The sequence below is a fragment of the Streptomyces sirii genome (assembly GCF_045690365.1).
Classification (GTDB): domain Bacteria; phylum Actinomycetota; class Actinomycetes; order Streptomycetales; family Streptomycetaceae; genus Streptomyces; species Streptomyces sirii.
Window position 1 is genome coordinate 3856047 of sequence record NZ_CP147982.1, and the last position, 26334, is coordinate 3882380.

General features: G+C 72.4%; 19 protein-coding genes and 1 riboswitch. Of the genes, 4 read left to right on the forward strand and 15 right to left on the reverse strand.

Annotated features, from left to right (window positions below):
* Nucleotides 1-202 precede the first annotated feature (202 nt).
* The 5 genes from eno to WAB15_RS17200 form a co-directional block, all read right to left on the reverse strand.
* Nucleotides 203-1489 carry a phosphopyruvate hydratase gene (gene eno, locus WAB15_RS17180; RefSeq protein ID WP_399149770.1) on the reverse strand — a complete coding sequence of 429 codons (1287 nt, stop codon included), beginning with the start codon at nt 1487-1489 and terminating at the stop codon, nt 203-205.
* Between the two features lie 317 nt (nt 1490-1806).
* The gene (locus tag WAB15_RS17185; protein ID WP_399149771.1) at nt 1807-2457 is read right to left on the reverse strand and encodes a transglycosylase family protein; all 651 of its coding nucleotides are present in this window, start codon (nt 2455-2457) and stop codon (nt 1807-1809) included.
* A gap of 7 nt (nt 2458-2464) precedes the next feature.
* A riboswitch (cyclic di-AMP (ydaO/yuaA leader) is annotated at nt 2465-2675 on the reverse strand.
* Between the two features lie 209 nt (nt 2676-2884).
* A complete protein-coding gene (locus WAB15_RS17190) occupies nt 2885-3907 on the reverse strand; it encodes a transglycosylase family protein (RefSeq protein WP_407286784.1) in 1023 nt (340 codons plus the stop codon).
* 279 nt (nt 3908-4186) lie between these two features.
* Nucleotides 4187-5461 (reverse strand): cytochrome P450, encoded by a 1275-nt coding sequence (locus tag WAB15_RS17195; RefSeq protein WP_407289244.1) that lies wholly within the window; start codon nt 5459-5461, stop codon nt 4187-4189.
* A 159-nt stretch (nt 5462-5620) separates the two neighbouring features.
* The gene (locus WAB15_RS17200) at nt 5621-6496 is read right to left on the reverse strand and encodes a LysR family transcriptional regulator (RefSeq protein ID WP_407286785.1); all 876 of its coding nucleotides are present in this window, start codon (nt 6494-6496) and stop codon (nt 5621-5623) included.
* 141 nt (nt 6497-6637) lie between these two features.
* Here WAB15_RS17200 and WAB15_RS17205 point away from each other — a divergent pair, with 141 nt between their 5' ends.
* Complete coding sequence (locus WAB15_RS17205; protein ID WP_407286786.1) at nt 6638-7900, forward strand: MFS transporter; 1263 nt, start codon at nt 6638-6640, stop codon at nt 7898-7900.
* On the opposite strand, the gene WAB15_RS17210 is transcribed toward WAB15_RS17205, so the two are convergent.
* The 5 genes from WAB15_RS17210 to WAB15_RS17230 form a co-directional block, all read right to left on the reverse strand.
* The gene (locus tag WAB15_RS17210; protein WP_407286787.1) at nt 7890-10154 is read right to left on the reverse strand and encodes a tetratricopeptide repeat protein; all 2265 of its coding nucleotides are present in this window, start codon (nt 10152-10154) and stop codon (nt 7890-7892) included. The genes WAB15_RS17205 and WAB15_RS17210 overlap by 11 nt on opposite strands.
* A 35-nt stretch (nt 10155-10189) precedes the next feature.
* Nucleotides 10190-11203 carry a nucleoside triphosphate pyrophosphohydrolase gene (locus tag WAB15_RS17215; RefSeq protein WP_399149776.1) on the reverse strand — a complete coding sequence of 338 codons (1014 nt, stop codon included), beginning with the start codon at nt 11201-11203 and terminating at the stop codon, nt 10190-10192.
* Nucleotides 11204-11309: 106 nt separating this feature from the next.
* Nucleotides 11310-11948, reverse strand: a complete 639-nt coding sequence (locus tag WAB15_RS17220) for a SurA N-terminal domain-containing protein (protein WP_407286788.1) — start codon at nt 11946-11948, stop codon at nt 11310-11312.
* A gap of 127 nt (nt 11949-12075) precedes the next feature.
* Nucleotides 12076-12300 carry a DUF397 domain-containing protein gene (locus WAB15_RS17225; protein ID WP_407286789.1) on the reverse strand — a complete coding sequence of 75 codons (225 nt, stop codon included), beginning with the start codon at nt 12298-12300 and terminating at the stop codon, nt 12076-12078.
* On the reverse strand, nt 12287-13111 hold the full coding sequence (locus tag WAB15_RS17230; RefSeq protein WP_407286790.1) for a Scr1 family TA system antitoxin-like transcriptional regulator: 825 nt from the start codon (nt 13109-13111) through the stop codon (nt 12287-12289). Before WAB15_RS17230 ends, WAB15_RS17225 begins: the two co-directional genes overlap by 14 nt.
* A 175-nt stretch (nt 13112-13286) precedes the next feature.
* Between WAB15_RS17230 and WAB15_RS17235 the strand changes: the two genes are divergently transcribed.
* Nucleotides 13287-13616, forward strand: a complete 330-nt coding sequence (locus tag WAB15_RS17235) for a hypothetical protein (protein WP_407286791.1) — start codon at nt 13287-13289, stop codon at nt 13614-13616.
* A gap of 312 nt (nt 13617-13928) precedes the next feature.
* Here WAB15_RS17235 and WAB15_RS17240 read toward each other — a convergent pair whose 3' ends face one another.
* From WAB15_RS17240 to WAB15_RS17255, 4 genes are all read right to left on the reverse strand, one after another.
* On the reverse strand, nt 13929-14600 hold the full coding sequence (locus WAB15_RS17240) for a hypothetical protein (protein WP_399149781.1): 672 nt from the start codon (nt 14598-14600) through the stop codon (nt 13929-13931).
* Between the two features lie 115 nt (nt 14601-14715).
* On the reverse strand, nt 14716-16461 hold the full coding sequence (locus WAB15_RS17245; protein WP_407286792.1) for a protein kinase domain-containing protein: 1746 nt from the start codon (nt 16459-16461) through the stop codon (nt 14716-14718).
* Nucleotides 16458-17099, reverse strand: a complete 642-nt coding sequence (locus WAB15_RS17250; protein ID WP_407286793.1) for a hypothetical protein — start codon at nt 17097-17099, stop codon at nt 16458-16460. The genes WAB15_RS17245 and WAB15_RS17250 overlap by 4 nt, the downstream gene beginning before the upstream one ends.
* A 222-nt stretch (nt 17100-17321) precedes the next feature.
* Nucleotides 17322-19424, reverse strand: a complete 2103-nt coding sequence (locus tag WAB15_RS17255; RefSeq protein WP_407289245.1) for an N-6 DNA methylase — start codon at nt 19422-19424, stop codon at nt 17322-17324.
* Nucleotides 19425-19710: 286 nt separating this feature from the next.
* Between WAB15_RS17255 and WAB15_RS17260 the strand changes: the two genes are divergently transcribed.
* Together WAB15_RS17260 and WAB15_RS17265 are read left to right on the forward strand one after the other, a co-directional pair.
* Nucleotides 19711-20484, forward strand: a complete 774-nt coding sequence (locus WAB15_RS17260) for a DUF4190 domain-containing protein (protein ID WP_399149784.1) — start codon at nt 19711-19713, stop codon at nt 20482-20484.
* 211 nt (nt 20485-20695) lie between these two features.
* Nucleotides 20696-22231, forward strand: coding sequence for a DUF2079 domain-containing protein (locus tag WAB15_RS17265; RefSeq protein ID WP_407286794.1), 1536 nt, complete (start codon nt 20696-20698; stop codon nt 22229-22231).
* Nucleotides 22232-22763: 532 nt separating this feature from the next.
* Here WAB15_RS17265 and mfd read toward each other — a convergent pair.
* Nucleotides 22764-26324: a transcription-repair coupling factor gene (gene mfd / locus WAB15_RS17270; protein WP_407286795.1), complete on the reverse strand. Its 3561-nt coding sequence runs from the start codon at nt 26322-26324 to the stop codon at nt 22764-22766.
* Nucleotides 26325-26334: the final 10 nt, after the last annotated feature.

Sequence of the window (26334 nt, forward strand, 5' to 3'; positions counted from 1 at the left end):
GGTACGTCCCCGGCAACGGTACGGGACCGTCGCCGGGGACGTACGGAGGTGCTCGGCCGTAACGTCAGCCGATCAGCCGTGACGCGGAGCTCCGCTCCGCGTCAGTTCGCCGGGCGCTGCACCGAATCAGTTCGCGGAGCGCTGTACTGATTCAGTTCGCGGAGCGCTGTACTGAATCAGTTCGCGGAGCGCTGTACTGATTTCAGTTCGCGGAGCGAAACCGCGGGAAGGCGGAGCGGCCGGCGTAGACCGCGGCGTCGTCGAGGATCTCCTCGATGCGCAGCAGCTGGTTGTACTTGGCGACGCGCTCGGAGCGGGCCGGGGCACCGGTCTTGATCTGGCCGCAGTTGGTGGCGACGGCCAGGTCGGCGATGGTGACGTCCTCGGTCTCACCGGAGCGGTGCGACATCATGCACTTGAAGCCGTTGCGCTGGGCCAGCTCGACGGCGTCCAGGGTCTCGGTCAGCGAGCCGATCTGGTTGACCTTCACCAGCAGCGCGTTGGCGGAGCCCTCCTCGATGCCGCGGGCGAGGCGCTCGGGGTTGGTGACGAACAGGTCGTCGCCGACCAGCTGGACCTTGGCGCCGAGCTTGTCGGTGATGACCTTCCAGCCGGCCCAGTCGTCCTCGAACAGCGGGTCCTCGATGGAGACCAGCGGGTAGGCGTCGACCAGCTCCGCGTAGTACTCGGTCATCTCGGCGGCCGAGCGGGACTGGCCCTCGAACTGGTACGTGCCGTCCTTGTAGAACTCGGAGGCGGCGACGTCCAGCGCGAGCGCGATGTCCTGGCCGGGGGTGTAACCGGCCTGCTTGACGGCCTCCAGGATGAGGTCGAGGGCCTCGCGGTTGGAGCCCAGGTTCGGGGCGAAGCCGCCCTCGTCGCCGAGGCCGGTGGACAGGCCGCGCTCCTTGAGAACCTTCTTGAGGGTGTGGTAGACCTCCGCGCCCCAGCGCAGCGCCTCGGAGAAGGACTCCGCGCCGATCGGCGCGATCATGAACTCCTGGATGTCCACGTTGGAGTCGGCGTGCGAGCCGCCGTTGAGGATGTTCATCATCGGCACGGGCAGCACGTGCGCGTTCGGGCCGCCGAGGTAGCGGAACAGCGGGAGGTCGCTGGCCTCGGAGGCGGCGTGCGCGACGGCGAGGGAGACGCCGAGGATGGCGTTGGCGCCGAGCGAGCCCTTGTTGTCGGTGGCGTCCAGGTCGAACATCGCCTGGTCGATCAGCCGCTGCTCGGTCGCGTCGTAGCCGACGAGCTCCGGGCCGATCTGCTCGATGACGGCCAGGACGGCCTTCTCGACGCCCTTGCCGAGGTAGCGGTTCGGGTCGCCGTCGCGGAGCTCGATGGCCTCGAAGGCGCCGGTCGAGGCGCCGGACGGCACGGCGGCACGGCCCGTGCTGCCGTCGTCGAGGCCGACCTCGACCTCGACCGTGGGATTACCTCGCGAGTCGAGAATTTCGCGGGCTACGACGACGTCGATGGACGGCACGTTGTCTCCTTCGTGGGTGTCTGGAGTTCTGCAGCACGAGCCTAACGGCCCGGGGCGCGTGCGCTTGCCCTTGGCCCGCTCCGTGGGACGGAATGACGGAACAAAGAGCCCAAAGGCGCAGTTCACGGGATGTTTCGCCACACTGTTCGCTGAGCGGGTAAAAGCGCGAGACGCAGCTGGTCACGGCGGTGCGGACCGCGGCGCATGGAGAAGCCCCGCCGCGGCGCGCTGGGGGGAGTGGCGCGCCGGACGGGGCGGTCTCACGGAGGAACGGGGCCCGCCGCTTCGGCGGGCGGGAGTCCCGGTGAGCGGACGGCTCAGATGCTGAGCTGCTGACCCGGGAAGATCAGGTTCGGGTTGCCGCCGATGACCGACTTGTTGGCCTCGTAGAGCGACTTCCAGTTGGTGCCGTGGGCCTTGGCTATCTTGGCGAGGGTGTCGCCGGACTTGACGGTGTAGTCGCCGCCGCGCTCGGACTTCTTCGGGGCCGGCTGGGCCTTCTCGGCCTTGGGGGCCGGGGCCTTCTTCACCTCGGGCTTGGCCTCGTCCTGCTTGGGGGCGGACTTGGTGGAGGTGTCGAGGTCGGGGGACGGGCCACCGGAGGTCAGGCCGCCGGCACCGGCGCAGGACCAGGCACCCGGGCCCTGGATGGCGAGGAGCTTCTCGGCGGCGGCGATCTGCTGGGCCTTGGTGGCCAGGTCGGCGCGCGCCGCGTACTGGGTGCCACCGGCGGCGGCCCAGCTGGAGTTGGAGAACTGCAGGCCACCGTAGTAGCCGTTACCGGTGTTGATCGACCAGTTGCCACCGGACTCGCACTGGGCGACCTTGTCCCAGGTGGCGACCGAGGCGGCGGAGGCGGACGTGGCGCCCATCAGCGGGACGGCGACGGCGGCACCGGCGACACCGGCGAGGGTGGCGACGCGGACGGCCTTGGAGGGACGACGGTGCTTGCCCTTGTTGATCAGCATGGTTCGTTCGTTTCCTCACCGACGCCTACGAGGTGAGCTGTCGGGTTCGGGCTGTGAGTCGCCCGGCCGGGCGCGCGTGGCGCACCTGGCTTCACCCCAAGCCGACTGACCCGCTTTCACGGACCGGGCCGGCGCCTACCTTGGTTCCCCCGCTCCTGCCTTCGGCGCTTGCGCGTCAACTACCTCCGACCACCGGCAGGATTCGGCGTGTGATCGAAGGGGCCCGCTTTGGCGAGCGGTCCTGACCGTAAGCAGTAATCCCCTTGGTGTTCAAACCCCACCTTCTGAACCAAGTTGACCGTTTTTGATCACGGGTTGGTCACATATCTGCAGGTGGGACCCGTTATGACGGCGGCGGGCGGATCTGCCCGCCCGCCGCCCAACGAGAGCCTTGTCTCACTTTCCCAAAGGGGACGAATACGGCGAACTAGCCTGCCGCATGCCCGAGATCGAGCCGCTGACCCGGCTGGATCAGGTTCTCGTCGGCCCCGATGACGCCCTCGTTGCGCTCGTAGAGCGCGGGCCAGCCGCCGGGCAGCCGGTGGGCCGCGGCGATGGCTGACAGGCTGTCACCCGGGCGCACGGTGTAGTCGCCGTCCGCCGGGTCCGTGCGGCGCCCGTCGTCGCCGCGCGAGGCGTGCCGGCCGCCGGGCGACCGGTCGCCGCCGTCGTCCTCGCCCGGGTCCGCGTCGCCGCGGTGCTTGCCCTTGCCGGGCGTCTGGCCGGGCGTACCGCTCGGGTCCGTACGGCCGGCGTCGCCGGCGGGGTCGGTGGGGCGGGAGGCGTCGTCGCCCTGGTCGCCGGGGGTGGCGGAGTCGGACGGCTCCGGGGTCTCGGGGGTGTCGCCGCCGTCGGACTCGGACGGCGCCGGCGTCTCCTGGGACGGCTCGTCGCCCGCGTCGTCGCGCGAGTCGTCGGACGATCCGTCGTGGGAGCCGCCCTGGGATCCGTCATGGGACCCCTTGGGCTCGGCCTCGTGGTCGCCCTCGTGAGCCTTGGAGTCGTCCGGGTCGCCGGGGTCATCGGACGAGCCGGTCGACGGGGGCTGGTCCCAGGGCGCCGGGTCGGCGTCTTCGTCGGACGGGTCGGGCCGCGGCGTGCTCGTGCTGCCCGGGTCGACCTTCGGCGCGCGGCCGTCCTTGGTGAGCCCGGCGTTGACGGCGCAGCTCGGCCAGGCGTCCGGGCCGCGGTCGTCGAGGATCGATTCGGCCACGGCTATCTGCTGGGCGCGGCTGGCGAGATCGGGGCGCGAGGCGTAGGCCCCGCCGCCGTAGTCGTCCCACATCTCCTGGGTCAGCTGCAGCCCGCCGTAGAAGCCGTTGCCCGAGGCGGCGCTCCACACCCCGCCGCTCTCGCACTGGGCGACCCGGTCCCAGGTCGCGGTGTCGGCGGCGTGTGCCCCACTGGCGGAGACCAGGGGCAGTGCGAGCCCCGCGCCGGTCACTCCCACCGTGACAAAGATGGCCGGTGCTTGACGGGGGCGACGATGTCGGCCGTTCCCGGAACGCATGCGGATGCCTTTCGCGCGGCGGTTGAGTTGTTCGACGACCGTTCGATTCCCCACCCCATCGGACGTCCGCTTATGCGTGCGCCCGCGTGAACGAATCGTGAATCCTGTCGACCGTCGATCGAAAGGTAGCCGGGGTCACGGGTAGTCACAAGCCGGTGTAGCGCAGATCACGCGGAGGTCACGCTGCTGACGCTGCGTCACCTTCGGCGATACCCCCGGTCAGGACCGTTCGGGCGTGAACTCCACCGGAAGGGACCGCAGTCCGCGCATGATGAGCCCGCCGCGCCAGCGCAGATCATCAGGATCCGTGGCAAACCGGATGTCCGGGAGCCGGGTCAGGAGCGTGGCGAGCGCGGTCTGCCCTTCGAGCCGGGCGAGCGGTGCGCCCAGGCAGTAGTGGATGCCGTGCCCGTATCCCAGATGCTGATTGTCACGTCGGGTCAGATCGAGAACATCGGGTTCGACAAAGCGTGACGGATCACGGTCCGCGGCGGCCAGCACCACCAGTACGGGATCGCCCTCGGCGATCCGCTGCCCGCCGAGCGTCAGCTCCTGCGTCGCGAACCGCCAGGTCGCCAGCTCCACGGGCCCGTCGTAGCGGAGCAACTCCTCGATGCCGGTGGCCAGCAGCTCGGTGTCGCCCGCCACCATCGACTTCTGCAGCAGTTCGCGCTGGGCGGGGTGGCGCAGCAGCGCATAGGTGCCGTTGCCGATGAGGTTGACGGTGGTCTCGAAACCGGCGAAGAGCAGGATGAACGCCATCGCGGCGGCCTCGTTCTCCGTGAGGTGCTCGCCGTGGTCGGAGGCGCGGATCAGACCGGATATCAGGTCCTCGTCCGGCTCCGCCGTCTCCCCCAGGGACGCCCGCTTGCGGTGGATCAGCTCGGCGAGATAGCCGCGCATCTTCTTCACGGACCGGGCGACCCCGCCGCGCGGGCCCCCGCCGTGCCGGATCATCATGCCCGCCCAGTCGCGGAAGTCGTCCTGGTCCTCGCGCGGCACCCCGAGCAGGTCGCAGATCGCGTAGATGGGCAGCGGAAAGGCGAACTCATGGATCAGGTCGGCCTCGCCGCGGTCGGCGAAGCCGTCGATGAGCTGGTCGGCCAGCTCCCGGACGCGGGGGGCGAAGGCCGCGACCCGGCGCGGGGTGAACGCCTTCGACACCAGCCGGCGCAGCCGGGTGTGGTCGGGCGGGTCGATGTTGAGCAGATGCGTCATCAGGTTGGCGCTGCGCTCCCCCGGGATGCCGACCTTGCCCTTGCCGTGCGCGGACTCGCTGTGGTGCACCGGGTTCTTCGACAGCCGGGCGTCGGCGAGCGCCTGCCGCGCCTCGGTGTAACGGGTCACCAGCCAGGCCTCGACACCGCTGGGCAGCTCGGTCCGGTAGACCGGCGCATGGCGGCGCAGCCAGGCGTACGCGGGGTACGGGTCCGCGGCGAACTCCCAGGTGAACAGCTCGGGAGCCGGGCCGGCGGCCCCGGCGGAGGACGTCACGGGGCAGCCCGCGGGTGCCTCGGCCCCGGCGCCGGCCGGCGCGCTCGCGCGGGCGTCGGCCGATGCTTCGGCGGGGGCGGTGGGATCAGGAGTGGCGTCCGGCTCGTCGTGCACCTTCCGACCGTAACCGGTGGGCGCACCACGGCGCGTCCACCCGTCCTACCCCGCCTGCACCCCCAGCCCCGCGAGAAACGCCACGGCCGCCGGCGACGGGCCCAGACCGCTCCACACCACCCGCTCGGTGCGCTCCGGCGCCGGCCGCGCCCGCACGATGTGCAGCCCCGGCAGATCGGCGGCGATCGCCTCCGGGACCATGCCGATGCCCAGCCCGGCCCGCACCAGCTTCGCCAGGAACTCCACCGTGGTGACCTCGAACGCCACCTCCGAGGCGAGCCCCGCGGCCCGGAACGCCTCATCGCGCTGCCGCCGCGCCGCCGAACCCGCCGTGAAGTCCACGAAGGTCTCCCGCGCCAGCCGCGCCAGCGTCGTCCACTCCCGGTCGGCCAGCGGATGCCCCGGCGGCACCACCGCCACCAGCTCACCGCGCGCCAGCTCCCGCTCCCGTACGCCGTCGGTGCGCGCACCGGGCACCAGCCCGACGAAGGCGACGTCCAGCGTCCCCTCCCGCACCTTCTCGATCAGCGGATCGCTCATCTCCATCTGCAGACTGACCCGCACCCGCGGATAGCGGCTGCGAAAGGCGCCCAGCTCACGGGCGAGATCGACGGCCGCGACGGTCGAGATGGCGCCGACCGCCAGCCGGCCGCGCACCTCGCCGGTCGCCGCCGCCACCTCGGCGCGGGCCCGCTCGGCCGCCTCAAGCGCCTGCCGGGCGACCGGGACGAACGCCTCGCCGGCGGTCGTCAGCCGGACGCTGCGGCTGGTGCGGTCGAAGAGCCGGGCACCGAGCTCCTTCTCCAGGCGGGCGATCTGATGGCTGAGCGCGGACTGCACCACATGGCAGCGCTCGGCGGCCCGGGTGAAACCGCCGGTCTCGGCCACCGCGACCACGTACCTCATCTGCTGCAGCTCCATGCCCACCGATCCTAGGCGCATCGATCTCGATTCACGATGGATGAGATGACAACGATGTGTTGGACTCATCGATGGCGGGGCCCCAGGCTGGGAGATGCCCGCCGCCGCAGTGGCCGCGGGCGCATCACGGGGAGGTCGTCCATGGAACCCGAACAGGGACCGGAGCAGCGCCGACTGGGTCGCGGCACCCTGCTGCTGATGTCGGTCGCCACCGGCCTGTCGGTCGCCGGCAACTACTTCGCCCAGCCCCTCCTGGGCACCATCGGCCACGACCTGCACCTCTCCGCCGCCACCGCCGCGCTGGTGGTCACCGTCGCCCAGGTCGGCTACGGCCTCGGCCTGCTGCTGCTCGTCCCCCTCGGCGACCTCCTGGAGCGCCGCCGCCTCGCGGTGACGCTCTGCGCGGCCACGGCCGTGTTCCTGACCGTCACGGCGAGCGCACCGAACGCCGCCCTGCTGCTGACCGGCACCGCCCTCACCGGCCTGACCTCGGTCGCCGCACAGGTCGTCGTGCCGTACGCGGCGACCCTGGCGGCCCCCGCCGAGCGCGGCCGAACCGTCGGCACCGTCATGACCGGACTGCTGCTGGGCATCCTGCTGGCCCGTACGGCCGCCGGGCTGCTCACCGAACTGGGCGGCTGGCGCACCGTCTACTGGGTCAACGCCGCGCTGATGCTGCTGATGGCTCTGCTGCTGCGGCTCCGGCTGCCGGCCCTGCGCACCGCGGCCGGACTGCGCTATCCGGCGCTGTTGCGCTCGACGCTGGCGCTGTTCGCCCAGGAGCCGGTACTCCGGTGGCGGGCCGTACTGGGCGCGCTGACCTTCGCGGGCTTCTCCGTGCTGTGGACCGCGGTGGCGTTCTTGCTGTCCGGCCCGGCGTACGGCTGGCAGGAGTCGGCGATCGGGCTGCTGGGTCTGGTCGGGGCGGCCGGTTCGCTGTCCGCGTCGATGGCGGGGCGGCTATCGGACCGCGGCCTGGCGCACCGCGTCACCGGCGCCGCGGCGTTCCTGCTGCTGGGCTCGTGGGGCCTGCTGGCGGCCGGCGGCGCGGGCGGCGCCTGGTCGCTGGTGGCGCTGCTCGCCGGGGTGGTCGTACTGGACCTGGCCGCCCAGGCGGTCCACGTCAGCAACCAGAACCTGGTCTACGGGGTCCGCCCGGAGGCCCGCAACCGCCTCAACTCGGCCTATATGACCAGCTACTTCGTCGGCGGGGCGGCTGGGTCGGCGCTGACGTCGGTGGTGTGGGGCGCGGGGGGCTGGGGCGGGGTGTGCACGCTGGGCGCGGGGCTGGCGGTGGCCGTCGTGGCGGTGTGGGTCGCGGATCTGCGGCGGCGGCGCGGGCTGCCGGGCGGTACAGGGGTGGAGCGCAAGCCCGTACCGGCCTCGGTGCCGGTCACTCGCTGACCGCGTCCGGCTTCTCCGCCAGCGCATGCTCGGCGCCCAGGTGCCCCATCTCGGCGGCCTTGCGGTACCAGGCCTGGGCCTGATCGGGCTCTCCGGCCTTCTTGTGGAGCTCGGCGAGACGGAAGGCGCCGTGGGCGTCGCCCGTCTCGTACGCCTCCCGGTACCAGCGCTGAGCCTCGTCCGTGCGTCCCCGCAACTCCAGAAACACGCCCAGGTTGCCCGGCGCGAACTCCCTTCCTTCGTCGGCGTGCGACCGGAATTCCTGCTCGTCGGTGTCCGTGGGCGCGGGGCTGTCGTAGGCGTCGTGCAGCACCTCGGCAGCCCGCTTGTCGCCCGCGTCCGCGGCGCGCCGTAGCCAGACCTCGGCGTACTCACGCGAGTTCCACAGGAACAACAAGGTGGCATAGCCCGCCACCGCCGGCGCATACCCGGCGGTGACCGCCTCCCAGTAACAATCGAAGGCACCGTCGTTGTCCCCGGCCCCCAGCAGCTGCTCCGCCAGCAGCTGGGCGGCCTCCAGGCTGCCGCCCTCCCGGCCCACCGTCAGCCAGCGCTGAGCCCGCTCCCGCAGCACCTTGCCCAGCAGCGTCGCCGCCTCGGCATCCCCCACCTCGGCGGCCTGCTCCAGATATCGCTCGGCGAGCTTGCCCTCGCCCCGCTCGGCCAGCATCCGTCCCAGCCTGCCGGCGGACCGCGACTGCCCGGCCTCCGCCGCACGCCGGAACCATTCCTCGGCCTCCTCCCCCTCGCCGAGGGATTCCGCGAGGACGCCGAGGTTGTGCAGGGCATGGCTGTCGCCTTCGTCGGCGGCCCGCCGGAAAGCCTCGCGCGCCCCCGCCGCGATCTTCGCGAAGTCCCGCGCCCCGTCCTCGCGGGCCGCTTCCAGAGCGCAGCCCCAGACCTGGCCGTCCACGGGCGGGAAGGTCTCGTGCCGGGCCGCGGTCTCGACGAGGAAGGGCGCGGCCCGCCAGGTGTCGCCGGTGACCCGGACGAGCAGGCGCAGCCCGTGCCGCCGCTCCGCCGCCCAGGCGACCGCGTCCGCCGCCGACTCGCGGTCCATCCCGGTCACGTCCGCGTAGCCCTCATGCACCTTCAGCAGCAGGTCCATGGGCAACGGCCCGTCGAGTCCGCAGCGGGCCAGGTCGAGGGCCGCCCGCACCAGGGCGTGGCCGCGCGGATGCCGGTCGGCCCGGCGGGCGCGCCACCACTCCTCCCAGAGCAGCGGGCCCAGGCCGAGATACGCCGCGAGGCCTTCCGTTCCGCTCGAAGCCGCCGCGGCGGTCAACCGGAAGTCCCCCGTGCGCCCGGCGCTCTCCGTCAGCAGCGCCCGCTCGGCCGGACTCCACTCCCGTGCCAGCTCCACCGTCTGCGCGAGGTCGAGCACCCGGCCGTGCGGCTCATGGCGGTGCTCGTCGTACGCCTCGTCCCGCATGGTGGCCAGCACGACCACCCGCAGGGCGCTCAACTGCGCCAGCAGCCGCGGCTCCAGCCCGCCCTCGCCGAGGTGCCCGTCCAGGTCGTCCAGCCATACCGCGTACCGTCCGGGGCGGCCCTGCAGGAGCGCGGGCAGCCCCCGCAGATCCGCGCCCCGGGCCGGCGCGTACACCCGGAAGCCGTCGAGCTGGTCGGCCAGCGCTGCCAGCGCCGTACGCGACTTGCCGGCGAACGGCTCCCCGAGCACCAGCACCAGCCCGCCCCGCGTACGGGCCTGCGCCACCGCCGCGGTCAGTTCGCGGTCACGGTCGCGGCCGACGTACGGCGGAAGCGGTGGCAGGCCGGTCCCCCGGTGGGTCGGCCGAACCCCCAGCGCGATGGGGTCCGCGTCCCCTGCCGCGGGCCAGCTCTCGGGGTCGATGTGGGTGCCCTGGTGGTACACGGGCGCCTGCACGGTGATCGTGCCGACCGAGCCCGCCTGGATGACGCTGCCCTGAGTGCCGCCGGAGAGGGCGTTGTGCACGCCGGGGCCGGCAGGGGGGCCGCTTGGGGGTGCACCGGGCGGCCCCGCGGGCAACTCGGCCAGGATGGCGCGCAGTTCCCCGGCGGCCTCGGGATCGACCTTCAACAGGTTGTACAGGCTCAGCTCCAAGTACGGGGCGAACACCTCGTCCTCCCCGCGCCGTACCGGGAAGACGAGGTCATACCTCGCGAACAGCTCGTCGAGGCGTGGCCGCACAGCCGCCCAGGCGTCCGTGCCCGCGGCCCGGGCCAGCGCCGTCGCCCCCCAGGCCGCCAGCTTCAGTAACTCCCGTTCCACCGCGCCCCCTCAAGCCCGTCCCTCCCCCAACGGTACTAATCCGCACCGCCCTCGGCCGCCACTACGGCATCCCGATAGGCCCGCGCCGCCGCCCGCAGGGCCGCCTCGGGGTCCACCCCTTCCTCCTCGGCCCGTACCGCCATCGCCAGCAGCTCGTAGCCGATGCCCGCGCCGGTCGGCAGGGCGACGTCGAGGCCCGCCGTGCGCACCCGCGACGCCAGCTTCGCCGCCAGCGCGAGTCCGGGCTGGCCCAGCGGAACGCCCTCGGTCACCGACTCGCGCTGCTTCTCCTCGGCCTTCGTCCGAAGCCAGTGCGCCTTGACGTCCTCCGGGGTGCTCGCCGTCTCCTCCCCGAAGACATGGGGGTGGCGGTGGATGAGCTTCTCCACGATCGTGCCCGCCACGTCGTCGATGGAGAACGGCTCGTCCTGGTCGTCCTGGGCGATCCGGGCGTGGAAGACGACCTGGAGCAGTACGTCCCCCAGCTCCTCGCGCAACTCCACCCGGTCGCCCGCCTCGATGGCCTCGACCATCTCGTACGCCTCCTCCAGGCCGTACTTGGCGAGGTCCTGGTGTGTGCGGATGCTGCTCCACGGGCACTCGGCGCGGATCTGGTCCATGACCTGGACGAGGTCGAGAAGGCGAGCCCCGGGCAGGTCGTAGGAGCCGGGCAGCAGCTCCAGGTCGGGCATGGTCTCCCGGCCCGAGCCGGCCAGCCGGGCCAGGCCGTCGGTCAGCGCGCTCTCCCCCTCCGAGGAGGTCAGGACCACGGCCGTACGGCACTCGGGCACGCAGTAGTCCACCAGTTCACGGGCGCTGGGGGCGGCGATCTCGACGTCGATGCCGGTCTCGCGCAGATAGGGCAGCTGCGGATGGCCGGCGTCGGCGCACAGCACCCGCTCGGCCGTACGCAGCACCTGCCATGCGGGCCAGGACAGGAGCCCGGGGGCGACCCGGTGGCTGGTGGTGAGCAGGACCAGGCGTCCGGTGCCGGTGCCCTGGGGGCGGGCGTCGGCGCCGGAGTCGGCGGCAGAGGCGTCAGCGTTCACGCATCGAACGTAACGCACCCTACCGACACCGCCCGGCGCCGGTCAGCGCTCCCCGCCCGGCCCGGCGGGGAGCACGGCGGGACGCGGGTCCCGCGCGCGGCGGCGCTCAGGCCTGCTGCCGCACCGGCTCCGTCGTGATCCACGGTTCCTTGGTCTCCCCCAGGATGACCTGCTGGTCGTCCCACTTCCCGAACCGCGGATTGACGTCGATGCCCAGCGAGCGGGACGTCGCGGCCAGCGCCTGGGCCAGCTTCCGCTGCCCCTCCGGCGTGCCCCGGTCCGCGCCCAGGTGCTTGGCGACGCCGTCCAGCAGCAGCTGGTTGCGCACCATGCCGTCGGCCTCCTGCGGCGCGATGCCCTGCTGGAGCCAGAGCGCCTTCAGCCGCTCGGCGCCACCGGCCTGCTTCTCGGCCTTGTCCCGCCACTTCTGGATGTCGCCGCGGGTGACCGTCACCCCGGCGTCCTTCGCGCTGCGGGCCAGCACCTCGTCGAAGATCATGCCGTTGAGGGTGGCCAGGCTCAGCCGCCCGGTGTTCATGATCAGCTGGGCGCCCTGCGGGGACTTCGCCTGCGCGGCCCGTACGTCCTTCACCTTCGCCTGCAGCTGCGCGACGGTGATCCGCTTCCCGTCCACGATGGCCGCGGCACCGGGGTGCGCCTCGCCCCCGCAGGCGGCGAGCAGCGGGGCCGCCACCAGCAGGGCGGCGGTGGCGGATACGGAGAGCGCTGTCCTACGGCGGAACACATGGCCTCCCGGCAGATCGTGCGACGGAGTCTCGACCTTTAGTGATCGATGCTAAGCAGTCGTTGTGGCCCAGGCCACTGCTTCGGCCAACGATCTGGGGGGAGGTCGGTTTCTCGGTCCGGCTCAGTTAGAGAGGTAGCTCCCCGCGCTTGACGGCTGAGACGAACGACGACCAGCTCTCCGCCGGGAAGAGCAGTGCCGGGCCGGTGGGGCGCTTGCTGTCGCGTACGGGCACGTCGGCGTGGCCACGGGCAACTTCAAGGCATTCACCTTGACCGCCACCGCTGTAGCTGGACTTGTACCACCCGAAGAGGGTCGACGAGTCGGAGACCGTGTGCTCACTGCTGACCATGCGCGTGTTCCTCTGCTGCCGCCCTGACGAGGGCCAGTGACTCCTGTTGCGACAACGCGTCGCTCAGGGCCAGAGCGTAGGCGGTCTGACAGGTACTCACCAGAGCCGGATCGTCCATGAGATTCCCGCTCAGGAAGCCCTCGACATAGGCCGCTGGGGCGGAGTCCTCGAAGCTCATGAGCGTGAGCAGACTCTCCATGAGCGAATGCGCCCCAACGCCGTACGGAATGACGTGTAGGCGCAGCCGCCCGGCCTCCGCCATGTCTGCGATCTTGCCCAGCTGTTCCGCCATGACCAAGGGGCCGCCGACGCTGCGCCGCAGTACGGCCTCATCCAGCAGTGTCCAGACGACCGGCTGCGTCGGCCCATCGAGAATCCGACGGCGCTTTGTTCGGATGACAACGGCCTCGTCAAGTGATTCGGCGGTGTGATTCGGCCGGTATGCACGGAAGAGGGCACGCGCGTAGTCGTCGGTCTGAAGCACACCGGGGACCAGCGAGAGCGCGAACTGTTGGATCAGCGTGGCCTGTTGCTCCAACTCGGCAGCCGCAGCGAAATGGTCGGCGTACTTCGACTCCAGATCCTCCAGCCACCGGGCGAAGAACCCGTCCGTCCCCAACGCCCGGTCGATCCGCGCCGCATCATCCGGCTTGGGCAACCGGCGCCCGGCCTCGAAGTGGCTGATCAACGTGGGCGAGCACACCACGCGCTCACTCAGTTCTTCCTGCGTCATGCCGGCGGCTACACGGCGCAGCCGCAGTTCTTCCCCGTACTTCTCCCTAGGAGTGCGTGGCCTGCGGTCGATCTCCATGGGCTAACTCCCCGAGTTGAAAGGTGCGTTGTCAGGCTCGCCCTACTAGCAGCGTAGCCAGAAAGACCTCGACTCTGTGAGGGAAGCGCCACACAGCGTGATGAAACGCAGGACCCTCGCGACCGGCGTGCACCGGCCCGAGGGCGTGGCCACCAACCCCCTGGAGGTTGACGACATGACCGAGCCTATCCAAAGGCTCATCGCACTGCTGTTGCGATGGCTGTTGCCCTCGTCGGGCCGACACCGCACCGCCGCCCCGTCCCCATCAGTAGAGACCGGAGGGGCGCCGGCATTCGCGCCCTTCACCTCCTCCAGCCGCCCGGTGCTGCTGTTGGCGCGCGACGAAGGCGCACCCCTGGTCCGCCCTTACGTTCTGACTCCCGAGGAGTGGCAGGAACGGCGGGAGCGGCGCTTGCAGCGCGGACGACGGCGGGCGCTGTGGCTGGCCGTGCACGGATACGACGCCGGGCCGCCCCGGATTCACGGTGTGGAGGTGACGGGCTGATGCCCCGCATCTGCCGCCCCGTTCACCTGGGGGAACCGGCGTCGGATCCCTTACCGGTTGCCGGGTGCGATGTGTGCGGGGCCCTCGCCGAGCAGCGCGCGAAGGCCTACGCCGTAGGAGACAGGTCGAAGGTGACCGACTGCAACGTCGAGATCGGCCGCCATCCCCACCCGAAGGCGGTGCGCTGATGGCAACCGAAGCGCGCCTCCCGGCCGGGCCGTAGTCAGATGACGCGACGGGCGACAGGTCGGAGGTCCCGCACCTGTCGCCCGCGGCGTCTGTTGCTGCGTCAGCCGAGTGTCACCGACCGCGTCAGTCGAGGACCTTCCACACGATCGGCTTCACGTCCTCGCCGGTTCCGCCGACGCCCCACCGCACGTACAGCGGCTTGTTCTTGGGCACCATGTACACCTTGCAGGCGTTCTCGGTCATGCCCTTCTTGAACTGACCGGGCTTGTGGCCCGGGTCGACGTTCGGGCACTTCTTGAAGTCGTCGAGCATCGTCAGCCGCCCGACCTCCTGGTCCGGGGCGACCAGCGCGTCGCGCTTGGCGTCCCAGGTGGTGATCCAGGGCTCGGCGCCGCCCTTCGAGGTGTACGACATGACGAGGTAGTAAGGCACCAGGTTCTTGGTGTCGGTGTCCTTGAGGTCGAAGCCCTTGAAGTCGTCCCAGGAGCCCTTTTCGACCTTCGTGGGCTTGATCTCCAGCTGGGTGGGGCCGTCGTCGTCCTTGTAGGTCGCGGTGGCGGGCTCGTTCATGGCGAGCGTCTTCCCGAAGCCCTCGGCCGCCGGGGCGTCGTCCTTGCTGCCGGTGTCGGCGGCGCCACCACTCGCACCTGCCGAGCTACCCATGCCCTGTTGAGTGCTGGGCGCCGAAGGCTTGGCGGGCGGCACAGGCGCGCCCGCCGGGTCGTTGCAAGCGGTGAGCGCGAGCGCCAGGACGGCGGCCGAGGCGGCAGCCCGAGCCGTGTACTTCGTACGCATGATGTGTCGTCCCCCGTGATGTGGAATCGCCCGCTCCAGCGAGCGCCGACGACTATAACTCGCTGGTGAACCCAGTGGTGTGGGTGGGGGTTCGGTCGACCGGACGGATCCCCGCTCAGCCCTGCACCTGGCTCAGCCAGTACAGCGTGCGGCGCAGTTCCTCCGGGAAGGCGTGGTGGGGGCCGTGCAGGCGCTCGGCGTCGTAGAGGAGGCGGGAGAGGGCCTCCTGGGCGGCGCCGCGTTCGCCCTGGGCCAGCAGCAGGTGGCCTATGGAGCGGCGGATTTCGAGCGGGCGGACGGGGTCGTCGGCGTAGTGCTCGAAGTACGGCAGCAGCGCACGGTACTCCTCCAGGGCCTGGGCGACCTCGCCGAGTTGTTCCAGGCACTGGGCGGCCTCGTAGTGGAACTGGAGGGCCTGGCGGGTCGCGCCGGCGCCGGATTCCTGTCCGAACTCCTCGGCGAGGATGCGGAGTTCGGGCAGGGCGCGACGGTACTGGCCGTCGTCCATGAGGGTGGCGGCGTACTGCTTGCGCAGGGTGCGGACGACCGGGGAGTGCGCACCGTGGCGTTCGGCGGCGGCGGGCAGGATGCCGCCGAGGATGTCCACGGCGCGGGTGATCCGGCCCTGGTCGAGCAGGCTCTTGACCTCGTCGACGGCGGACGCGACGTCCGGTCCCGGAGCGGGGGAGGAGAGGGAGGAGGCAGAGGAGGGGGCCGGGCTGGGGAAGGGAGTTGCGGCGGAGGTCCAGGCGCCGGGGTGGGGGGCGGAGGAGCGGGCGACGGAGGTGCGGGGGTCGGGGCCCGGGCGAGCGGGGCCGGTGCCGCCGGTGGTCACGGGGGCGCCGGTGGAGGGAGGCTCGGGGGCCGGGACCAGCGGCGTGGACAGCGCCGTCGGCGTCGGGGCCGGGGCGGGGCCTCCCGAGGAGCGTACGGGCCAGGGGGCGTGGGGCTGGCGGAAGGGGCGGGTGGGGTCCATCGGGGCGAGCGGGGTGGCGGGGGCCTGGGCGGCGTGCGGGCCCGTGGCGGCCGCGGGCAGCAGGGGGGCCAGCGCCCGGTAGACCTCCTGGGCGTCCGCGGGGCGGGCCTCGGGGTCCTTGCGCAGGAGGTGCAGGACGAGGGCTTCGAGGGCCTCGGGGACGTCGGGGCGGAGCTTGCGTACCGGGACGGGCTCCTCGTGGAGGTGGCGGTGCAGGACGCCGAGGGCCGTGGAGCCGGCGAAGGGGACCTCGCCGCTGAGGAGTTCGTGGAGCAGGATCCCCAGAGCGTAGAGGTCGGTGTGCGGGCCTACGGTGCCGCCCATCGCCTGCTCGGGCGCCATGTACGCGGGGCTGCCGATGGGCGAGCCGGTGTGGGTGAGGCGGGTGGTGTCGGTGTCCAGCGCGGAGGCGATGCCGAGGTCGAGGATGACCAGCGAACCGTCCGGCCGGATCATGACGTTGCGGGGCTTGAGGTCGCGGTGGACGATCGGGACGGCGTGGACGGAGGCGAGCACGGCGCACAGCTGCGCGGCGACCGAGACCGCCCAGGGCCACGGGTAGGGGTCGTGCTCGGCGAGGTGGTCGGACAGGTCGGCGCCCTCGACGTACTGCATGACCAGATAGAGGTCCTCGTCGTCGCTGCCGGCGTCGTGGACGGTGACCAGGCCGGGGTGGTCGACCTGCGCGGTGACGCGGCACTCGCGGACGAAGCGGCGGCGCATCTCCTCGCCGTCCGGGGTTCCCGCCACCCGGTCGGGGCGCAGCAGCTTCACGCCGACCCGGCGGTCCAGGCGGCGGTCGTAGCCGATCCAGACCTGGCCCATACCGCCCTGCCCGAGCAGCGCGGAGAGTTCGTAACGCCCGCCGATGACCCGGCCGTTCAACGTCCCTCCTCCTTGCGGAGGTAGTCGCTGAGTTCGTCCAGCTCGGCCCGTACGCGGTCGATGCGCTGCGGCTGCGGGCGCTCCTGGGGCACGGTGTAGGGGTTGGCGGGCGCCGGTGCGGGGCGGGCCGGCGGTGCGGGCAGCCGGGTCTCGGTCATGGCGTACGGGTTGACCGGGGCCGCGCCGTGCGCGCCGTAGGGCTGGGTCTCCTGGGCGTACAGCGGGAGCGGCGCGGGCGGTTGCGGCGGGCCGTAGGCGGGTGCGGCCGGCGGCATGCCGAGGTGGCCGGCCGCCGGGCCGTGGGCGGTGGCCTGCTCGACGCGGATGTCCACGACCAGGTAGTAGGCCACCGCCGCGGCGATCTGGATCAGCAGCAGCCCCACCCCGAGGTTGGTGCGCCAGTCCGTCGTGTCGTAGCCGGTGATCAGCGCGCACGCGCCGACGATCGCCACCAGGTCGCCGGCGAACAGCCACCAGCCCAGCCGTCCGCGCTGCACGATCGCGGCCCGCAGCAGCGGCGCCCAGGACAGCAGTCCCAGGCTGAGCACCGCGGCGGCCACGAGGACCACCCGCAGCGCGATGACCGTCCCCCGCGCCGGGGGACGGTACGGCGAGTGGGCGGGGACAGGGCCGTGCATCGCTGCTCCTGACGGATCGGACATGGCGGACGAGGCGGTCTCCGTAGCGGCCCGTGGGGTCGGCGCCACCCCCTCGCGCGGGCGGGCACGGCGCGCATACGTGCTTGCGAGCGTATATACGACGACGCGCGCGCGTGCGGGGTTGCGCGGAATGGCCCGGCCGACGGCCCGCCCCGGGGAGACGCCGCCGCGCCGTTTGCCCCTGTATGCCGGTCCGTCGACTCAGTCCGGGCCGACCGACCCGTCCGTCAGCCCGTCGTACAGGCCCCGCACCAGCTGCTCGCCCAGCCGCGACGCCTGCCGCAGCGCCTCCTCGAAGGTCGCCAGGTCGCTGAACCGGCGGCCGTAGCGGCGCTGTTCGGCGAGCGGCAGACGGGGCAGCTGGAGGCGGCGGACGTCGAGTCGGGTGGCGGTGGAGGCGTAGCTGCTGGCCTGGCGGTTGTTGGCGGTGCCGCGCAGGAAGCCGGCGAGGAACCAGGGGTCGACGGCGGCCGGGTCGGGCCGCAGCAGGGTGAGGTTGCGGCCCAGGGCGGCCCCGGCGGTGGCGTCGTCGACGACCCGGGCGATGGCGCCGCCGCCGAGGACGGGGACGACGACGTCGCCCGCGCGGACCAGGACCGGTTCCTCGGCGGGCCCGGAGGCGGACGCTTCGGGGAGGGTGCCGGAGGGGGCGCCACCGGCGATGACGTCGTGGTCGGTGAGCACCGCGGGCGCTCCCTCGGCGGGCGCCGTGCCCGCGCCGCCCGAGCGCAGCACCAGGGCGCCGGAGCGGGCGAGTTCGCCGACGGTGGTCAGCGGCCAGCGCGCGCTGCCGGTGAGGTCGGGGAGGGTGTCGCCGGCCTTGGGGCGCGGGGTGAGCTCGGTCGTACGGGCGAGGGTGGCGGTCAGCCGGTCGCGCACCCGGGCGAGTTCGGCGGGGCCGCCGGCCGCGGCGGGCGGCGGGAGGTGCCGGGCCGGGGCGAGGTCGACATCGTCGTCGAGGAGGTCGATGGCGGCCAGCGACCGCCGCACACCGGGCACTTCCTCGATGTCGCCGTCGCGGTCGAAGGCCTGCCAGGCGTCGACGGCGGTGGTGTGGACGGTCTGCCAGTCGGGCTTGTCGCGGCCGGCGGTCTGGCCGGTAGCCAGATCGGCGGTGTCGACGACGAGCAGCTGCGGGGTGGGCGGGGCGCCGCCGCCGGGCTTGCGCAGCACCCACAGGTGCAGCGGGACGCCGTTGGGCGGGGCGGCGCCGGCGGGCAGCGCGATGACGGCGCGCAGCGCGCCGCGGCGCAGCAGGTCGGCGCGGATCCGGCGGCCGGAGCGGCGGGAGGCGACGGCCGGCGGCATGAGCAGGACGGCGGTGCCGCCCTCGCGCAGCCGGGCCAGCGCGTGCTGGACCCAGGCCAGTTCGGACTCCGTACGGGCCGGGAAGCCGTACTCCCAGCGGGGGTCGTAGGCGAGTTCGTCATGGCCCCAGTTGCGTTCGTTGAACGGCGGGTGGACCAGGACGGCGTCGGCGGCGAGCTGCGGGAAGCCGTCGGCGCGCAGGGTGTCGGCGGCGCGCACGCGGACCTGGGTGCCGGGCACGTCCAAGGCGAGGCGGAGCGCACTGAGCGCGGCGAGGTCGGGGTCGGCCTCCTGGCCGTGGAGGGTGACGGGGGCGTCGGCGGGCTCCGCGGTGTCCTTCGCGGCGCGCTCCTGGGCGGCGGTCAGCAGCGCGCCGGCGCCGCAGGCCGGATCGAGGACGGTGCCCAACGGGCCGGCCAGGGCGGCGAGTTCGGCCATCAGTGCGGCCGGTCCCGGCGGGGTCAGGGTGTACTGCCGGGGGTTGGCGTCCAGGTGGCGGCCGAGCAGGAAGGCGTAGGCCCGGTCCGCGCCGTCGACGGCGGCGAGATCGCCGGTGGCCCGTACGAGCGCGGCCGACGGGGCGAGCGCCTCGCGGGTCAGCCCGCCTACGGGGTGCTCGGACCCGAGCCGGGCGACGAGGACGGAGTCGAGCATCGCGGGCAGTACGCCGGTCAGTTCGGCGTCGTCGGTGGCGGCGCGCAGCTGCCGCCAGGCCGAGGGGCGGTCGCGGACCAGCAGGAGTACGGCGCCGGCCTGCCGCAGCGCGGCCGCGGCGCCCGCGGGGTGTCCGACCAGCTGCTGCCAGACCCGTTCACGCAGCGGGACCTCGGCGAGCTTGCCCTGGTCGCGCAGCCACTGCTCGATGTCGCGGAGGGCGAAGGCGGGGCTGGTCTCGGTGCCGCCGACGGGCTTGGGGAAGTCCGCGTGCCGCCGCCGCCAGTTGCTGACCGCGGCGCGGCCGACGCCGGCGAGCCGGGCGATACCGGCGGCGGTCACCTCGGTCGGACGGCCCGCCTCGGCGGTGTCCGTCGCCGTGGTGTCCGTCGCGTTGTCCGGTGCTGCGTAGTCCGGCACCTGGCTGACTCCCATCCGCGTGACCCCCGACCTCCCGTGATCCCCGACTCTGTGTCGGCAAGCATACCCATCATCAAACAACCTCCCCCTTCACAGCGTGAACAAACCATTCACAGACTTTCATGTTGACTCGGTTCACAGCCTCTGCTCTTATTGACCCATCGCTTCAGCGGAATTCGCAACGAGTGCCCGGAAGGGGCCCCTACGCATGTCTCAGCAGATGCACTACCAGCCCACCCCCCAGGGGCCGACCGGCCACGCCCACCAGGCGCCCCGCAACGGGCTCGGCGTCGCCGCCCTGATCCTCGGCATCATCGGCGCGCTCAGCGGCATCCCGATGATCCTGTTCTGGCTGGCCGGGCCGCTCGGCCTGCTGGCCCTGATCTTCGGCCTGGTGGGCATGAGCCGGGTCAAGAAGGGCCAGGCCACCAACAAGGGCGTGGCGATCACCGGCACGATCCTGGGCGCCCTCGGCATCGTCCTCGCGGTCGTCGGAGTCATCGTCACCGTGCTGGCGGTCAACAAGGCCGTCGACGAGGTGAACGAGGAGTTCGACAAGAAGTCGGGCAGCAGCAGCAACATCAAGGACCTCGGCGCCGGGCAGGCCGCGAAGTACAACAACGGCCTGGAGGTCACCGTCTCGAAGCCGACCCCGTTCACCGTCGACAAGAACACCCTGATCAGCGGCCACACCGAGGGCAACAAGGCGTACAAGGTCACCGTCACGCTCAAGAACACCGGCGACAAGGCGGCCACCAACCCGCTGATGTTGACCGACGCGGAGGCCGACGGCAAGAAGTCCGAGGAGGTCGCCGACGACAAGCACGGCATCCTCCACCACGACTGGGAGAAGACGCTCGACCCCAACGAGACCGACAGCGTGGAGATGGTCTTCGACGCACCGCCGTCCGCCAAGGAACTCTCCATCAAGATCACCCCGGACATCCTGCTCGACCCCGCGAACTGGAAGCTGGCCCTCTGAGCCGCCCGGCTCCCCTGCGCCCTCCCCTTCCTCGCCGACGGCCCGGCACCGCGACCCCGCGGTGCCGGGCCGTCGGCCGTCCGCCTCCGGGAACGGGCGGCACCGCAGCGCCGTCTCACCCACTGCACGGCCGGCACCGCACCCACCGCCGGGCCGCCCGCAGCGCCGGTTCGAGTATCTTTCCGGCAGTTGACAGTGAGTGAGGACCCTGATGGACACGGCCGCAGCAACGGCCGGGGGCGGACCCGGACCGATCCTGGGGGAGGGCGGCGCGACCGTGCCGCCACCCCGGACCGCCGGGCCGGGCGCGACCACCGCGACCACCCCCATATCCCCGGGCGACCGCGGCCCCCTGCGCCGCGCCGCCCAGCGCCTTCGCACCCGCACCGCCCCGTTGCGCGCCCCTCGATGGGACCCCTACTGGACGGCCGCGTTCTTCTTCCTCTGCTTCGCCGTGCTGTCGGTGTCCCGCTTCCGCGGCATGTCCAGCTCCTCCTGGGACCTGGGCATCTTCGAACAGGCCATACGGGGCTACGCCCACTTCCAGGCCCCGATCGTCGACCTCAAGGGCCCCGGCACCAACATCCTCGGCGACCACTTCAGCCCCGTCCTGGTCGTCCTCGCCCCCTTCTACCGGCTCTTCCCCTCCCCCCTGACCCTGCTGATCGCCCAGGCCGCCCTGTTCGCGCTCTCCGCGCTCCCGGTCACCCGCGCCGCCGCCCGCTACCTGGGCCGCCTCCCGGGACTGGCCATCGGCCTGGCGTACGGCACGTCCTGGGGCGTGCAGAAGGCCGTCGACTTCGACTTCCACGAGATCGCCTTCGCGCTCCCACTGATCGCCTTCGCCCTCGAAGCGGTGCTGCGCGGACGCTGGACCGCCGCGGTGTGCTGGGCCGCGCCCCTGGTGCTGGTCAAGGAGGACCTGGGCGTCACCGCCGCCACCATCGGCGCGCTCGCCCTGCTGCGCACCCGCCGCGCCAGCCCGCTGCCCATCGCGCTGGTCGCCTTCGGCCTCACCGCCACCGCCCTGACCCTCGGCCTGCTGATCCCGGCCTTCAACGGCTCCGGCTCCTACGACTACTGGAGCAAGTTCGGCGCCGACGGCCAGGGCGCCACCATCCCCCTGGGCACCGCCCTGCGCACCACGCTGTGGGTCCTCTTGCCCACCACCGGCCTGCTCGCCCTGCGCTCCCCGCTCCTGCTGGTCGCGCTGCCCACCCTCGGCTGGCGCTTCCTCTCCCACGAGCCGCACTACTGGGGCATCGACTGGCACTACAACGCCGTCCTGATGCCGGTGGTCTTCCTCGCCCTGGTCGACGCCCTGCCCCGGGCCCGGGTCTCCGCCCGCCCCTGGCTGCGCTCCTACGCCCACCACCTGCCGGCCGCGGCGCTGGCCGCCGCCCTCGCCCTGTCCACCACGCTCCCCCTGGCCCGCCTCACCGAGCCCGCCACCTACCGCGTACCGGCGTCCGTCACCGCCGCCGAACGGCTGCTGGATCGGATACCCGACAACGCGACGGTCGAGTCCGACATCCGCCCGCTGAGCCGTCTGACCCAGCGCACCCGGGTCTTCTGGACCGGCGACACGGACGGGCTGGCGCCCGACTACGTGGCCCTGCAGCTCCGCGACAACCGCACCCCGCGCCAGGCCCTCGCCGACGCGATGGCCCGCCACGCGAAGTCGACGTACGTCATCGTCGGGGGCGCGGCGGACATCCTCGTCCTGCACCGAACCTCTGCGCGCTGAGCGGCCCTCCCACGTTGCCGGCTGACCCGCCGTGCCTCTTCTGTTGTCTTTCCCCGCCTTCGGCGGGAGCGGGGTGGGTTGTGGGCCGGGGCGCTGTGTCGGTGGTGGGTGCCGGGGTCGGTCCTCCGGGGCCTGTTGTGTGGACTGCTGCGCTTTACGTCCACACAACAGGCCCCTCCGGCCCGCCCCCTCCCGCCCGGTGGAGCAGCCCCCGCCCCGGTGGGGGAAGGTGTCAAAAAGCCAGAAGCTCGGCCGCGTCACGATGCGGCCGAGCTTCTGGTCTTTTCTCCTCCCCCCGGGGTGGGGTCCCGTTCGCGGACGGGAGGGGGTGGGGGCGGAGGGGTGTGTTGTCGGACGTAAAGCGCAGCAGTCCGACAACACACCCCGGAGCCCCCACCACCGGCACCCACCCCCAACCCGGGGCCCCACCCCACAACCCCCTCCGCTCCCGCCGAAGGCGGGAAAAGAACAACAGAAGAGGCACGGCGGGCCACCCGGCAACGTGGGAAGCGGGGCTACGAGCCCAAAGCCGCTACGAGCCCAAGATCGTCGTGAGGAACTCGCCCACCCAGGCGAGCAGCTCACGGCCGACCAGCGGCTTGCCGCCGATCCTGCCGGTGGTCGGGCGCGGTACCAGGATCTGGCGGGTGGCCGGCTTGAGGACCGTGCGGGGGTACAGGCGCTTGAGGCGCAGCTCCTGGGACTCGCGCAACTCCACCGGGCCGAAGCGGATGTTGGCGCCCTGGAGGGTGATGTCGCTGACGCCGCAGGCCCGGGCGAGCATGCGCAGGCCGGCGACCAGGAGGAGGTTCTCGACCGGCTCGGGGAGCTTGCCGTAGCGGTCGGTCAGCTCCTCCCGGACGGCCGCGATGTCCTCCTCCGAGCTGGCGGACGCGATCGCGCGGTAGGCCTGCAGGCGCAGCCGCTCGCCGGGCGCGTAGTCGTGCGGGACGTGGGCGTCCACCGGGAGTTCGATCTTGACTTCGAGGGGCGGTTCCTCCTCCGCGCCGCCTTCCAGGGACGCCCGGTAGTCGGCGACCGCCTCGCCGACCATGCGGACGTAGAGGTCGAAGCCGACGCCCGCGATATGGCCGGACTGCTCGCCGCCGAGGAGGTTGCCCGCGCCGCGGATCTCCAGGTCCTTCATGGCGACGTACATGCCCGCGCCCATCTCGGTGTGCTGGGCGATCGTCGCCAGCCGCTCGTGGGCGGTCTCGGTCAGCGGCTTCTCCGGCGGGTAGAGGAAGTAGGCGTAGCCGCGCTCGCGACCGCGGCCCACCCGGCCGCGCAGCTGGTGCAGTTGGGAGAGGCCGAAGTTGTCGCCACGCTCGACGATCAGGGTGTTGGCGTTGGAGATGTCGATGCCGGACTCGACGATGGTCGTGGAGACCAGGACGTCGAACTTCTTCTCCCAGAAGTCGACCACGACCTGTTCCAGCTGCGACTCGCCCATCTGGCCGTGGGCGGTCTGGATGCGGGCCTCGGGGACGATCTCGCGCAGCCGGGCGGCGGCCCGGTCGATCGACTCGACGCGGTTGTGGATGTAGAAGACCTGGCCCTCGCGCAGGAGTTCACGGCGGATAGCGGCGCCGATCTGCTTCTGCTCGTACGGGCCGACGAAGGTGAGGACCGGGTGCCGCTCCTCGGGCGGGGTGGTGATGGTGGACATCTCGCGGATGCCCGTGACCGCCATCTCCAGGGTGCGGGGGATGGGCGTCGCGGACATGGTCAGCACGTCCACGTTGGCGCGGAGCTTCTTGAGCTGCTCCTTGTGCTCGACGCCGAAGCGCTGCTCCTCGTCGACGATGACCAGGCCCAGGTCCTTGAACTTGGTCTCGGAGGAGAACAGGCGGTGGGTGCCGATGACGAGGTCGACCGAGCCGTCGCGCAGCCCTTCGAGGACGGCCTTGGCCTCGGTGTCGGTCTGGAAGCGGGACAGCGCCCGGACGTTGACCGGGAACTGGCCGTAGCGCTCGGTGAACGTGCCGTGGTGCTGCTGGACGAGGAGGGTGGTCGGCACCAGGACCGCCACCTGCTTGCCGTCCTGGACGGCCTTGAAGGCGGCGCGGACCGCGATCTCGGTCTTGCCGTAGCCGACGTCACCGCAGATCAGCCGGTCCATCGGGACCGACTTCTCCATGTCCTCCTTGACCTCGGCGATCGTGGTGAGCTGATCGGGGGTCTCGGCGTACGGGAAGGCGTCCTCCAGCTCCCGCTGCCAGGGGGTGTCCGGGCCGAAGGTGTGGCCGGGGGCCGCCATCCGGGCGGAGTAGAGCTTGATGAGGTCGGCGGCGATCTCCTTGACGGCCTTCTTGGCGCGCGCCTTGGTCTTGGTCCAGTCGGCGCCGCCCAGGCGGTGCAGGGTCGGGGCCTCGCCGCCCACGTACTTGGTGACCTGCTCCAGCTGGTCGGTGGGGATGTAGAGGCGGTCGCCGGGCTGGCCGCGCTTGGCGGGGGCGTACTCGACGAGGAGGTACTCGCGGGTGGCGCCCTGGACCGTGCGCTGCACCATCTCGATGTAGCGGCCCACGCCGTGCTGCTCGTGGACGATGAAGTCGCCGGCCTGGAGGGTGAGCGGGTCGATGGTCTTGCGGCGGCGGGCCGGCATACGGGCCGCGTCCTTGCCGGCCGCCTTCTGGCCCGACAGGTCGGTCTCGGTCAGGACGGCGAGCTTGAGCGACGGGTCGATGAAGCCGTTGTCGAGGGAGCCGCAGGCGACATGGACGACGGCGGGGGTGATCTCCGCGAGGCCGGCGTCCAGGCGGGCGGCGATGCCCTCGCCGCCGAGCACCTCGACCGTACGGGCCGCGGGGCCGTGCGCCTCGGTGAGGTAGACCGTCCGCCAGCCGTCGGCCAGCCACTGCTTGGTGTCGGCGAGCGCCCGCTGGGTGTCGCCGCGGTAGGTCTCGGTGGCGTGCATGCCCAGCTTGAGGGTGTCGCCGTCCCCGGCGGCCAGGTCCTCGTCGGCGATGTCACCGGAGGTGAACTGCGAGACCGACCACCACATCATGCCCAGCTCGCGGGCCCGGTCGCGGACGTCGGCGATGCCCCACAGGGACGCCGCGCCGACATCGATCGGTGCCGCTCCCCCGCCGGCGCTGGCGGCCCAGGACGCCTGGAGGAACTCCTGGCTCGTCGCCACCAGGTCGGCGGCCCGGGTGCGGACCCGCTCCGGGTCGCACACCACGGCCATGGAGCCCTCGGGCAGCACGTCCAGCAGCAGCTCCATCTCGTCGACCAGGACGGGAGCCAGCGACTCCATGCCCTCCACGGCGATGCCCTCGGCGATCTTGCCGAGCAGCTCGCCCAGCTCCGGGTGCTGCTCGGCCAGGGCGGCGGCCCGGGTGCGGACGTCCTCGGTCAGCAGCAGCTCACGGCACGGAGGCGCCCACAGGCCGTGCTCGGCGACCTCCAGGGAGCGCTGGTCGGCGACCTTGAAGTAGCGGATCTCCTCGACGTCGTCGCCCCAGAACTCGACCCGCAGGGGGTGCTCCTCGGTGGGCGGGAAGACGTCCAGGATGCCGCCGCGGACGGCGAACTCGCCGCGCTTCTCGACCAGTTCGACGCGGGCGTAGGCGGCCGCGGCCAGCCGGTCGACGACCTCTTCGAGATCGGCGCTCCGGCCCGTGCGCAGGCTGACCGGCTCCAGGTCGCCCAGGCCCTTGACCTGCGGCTGGAGCACCGAGCGGATGGGGGCGACGACGACGGAGACGGGGCCGGCGGTGGGGTCGTCCTGGCGCGGGTGGGCGAGCCGGCGCAGCACCGCCAGGCGCCGGCCGACGGTGTCGGAGCGCGGGGAGAGCCGCTCGTGCGGCAGCGTCTCCCAGGACGGGAACTCCACGACGCGGTGCTCCTCGCCGGCGGGCATCAGGCTGCGCAGCGCGGCGGCGAGGTCCTCGGCCTCCCGGCCGGTGGCGGTCACGGCCAGCACGGGGCGCTTGGTGTCCCGGGCGAGCGCGGCCACCGCGAACGGGCGGGCGGCCGGCGGACCCACCAGGTCCACGTGCGGGCGGTGGCCGTCGGCCGCGGCCTGCACCGCTTCGGCGAGCGCCGGGTCCCGTACGACGGCGTCGAGCAGACCAGTCAGGCTCATGAAAAGGTTC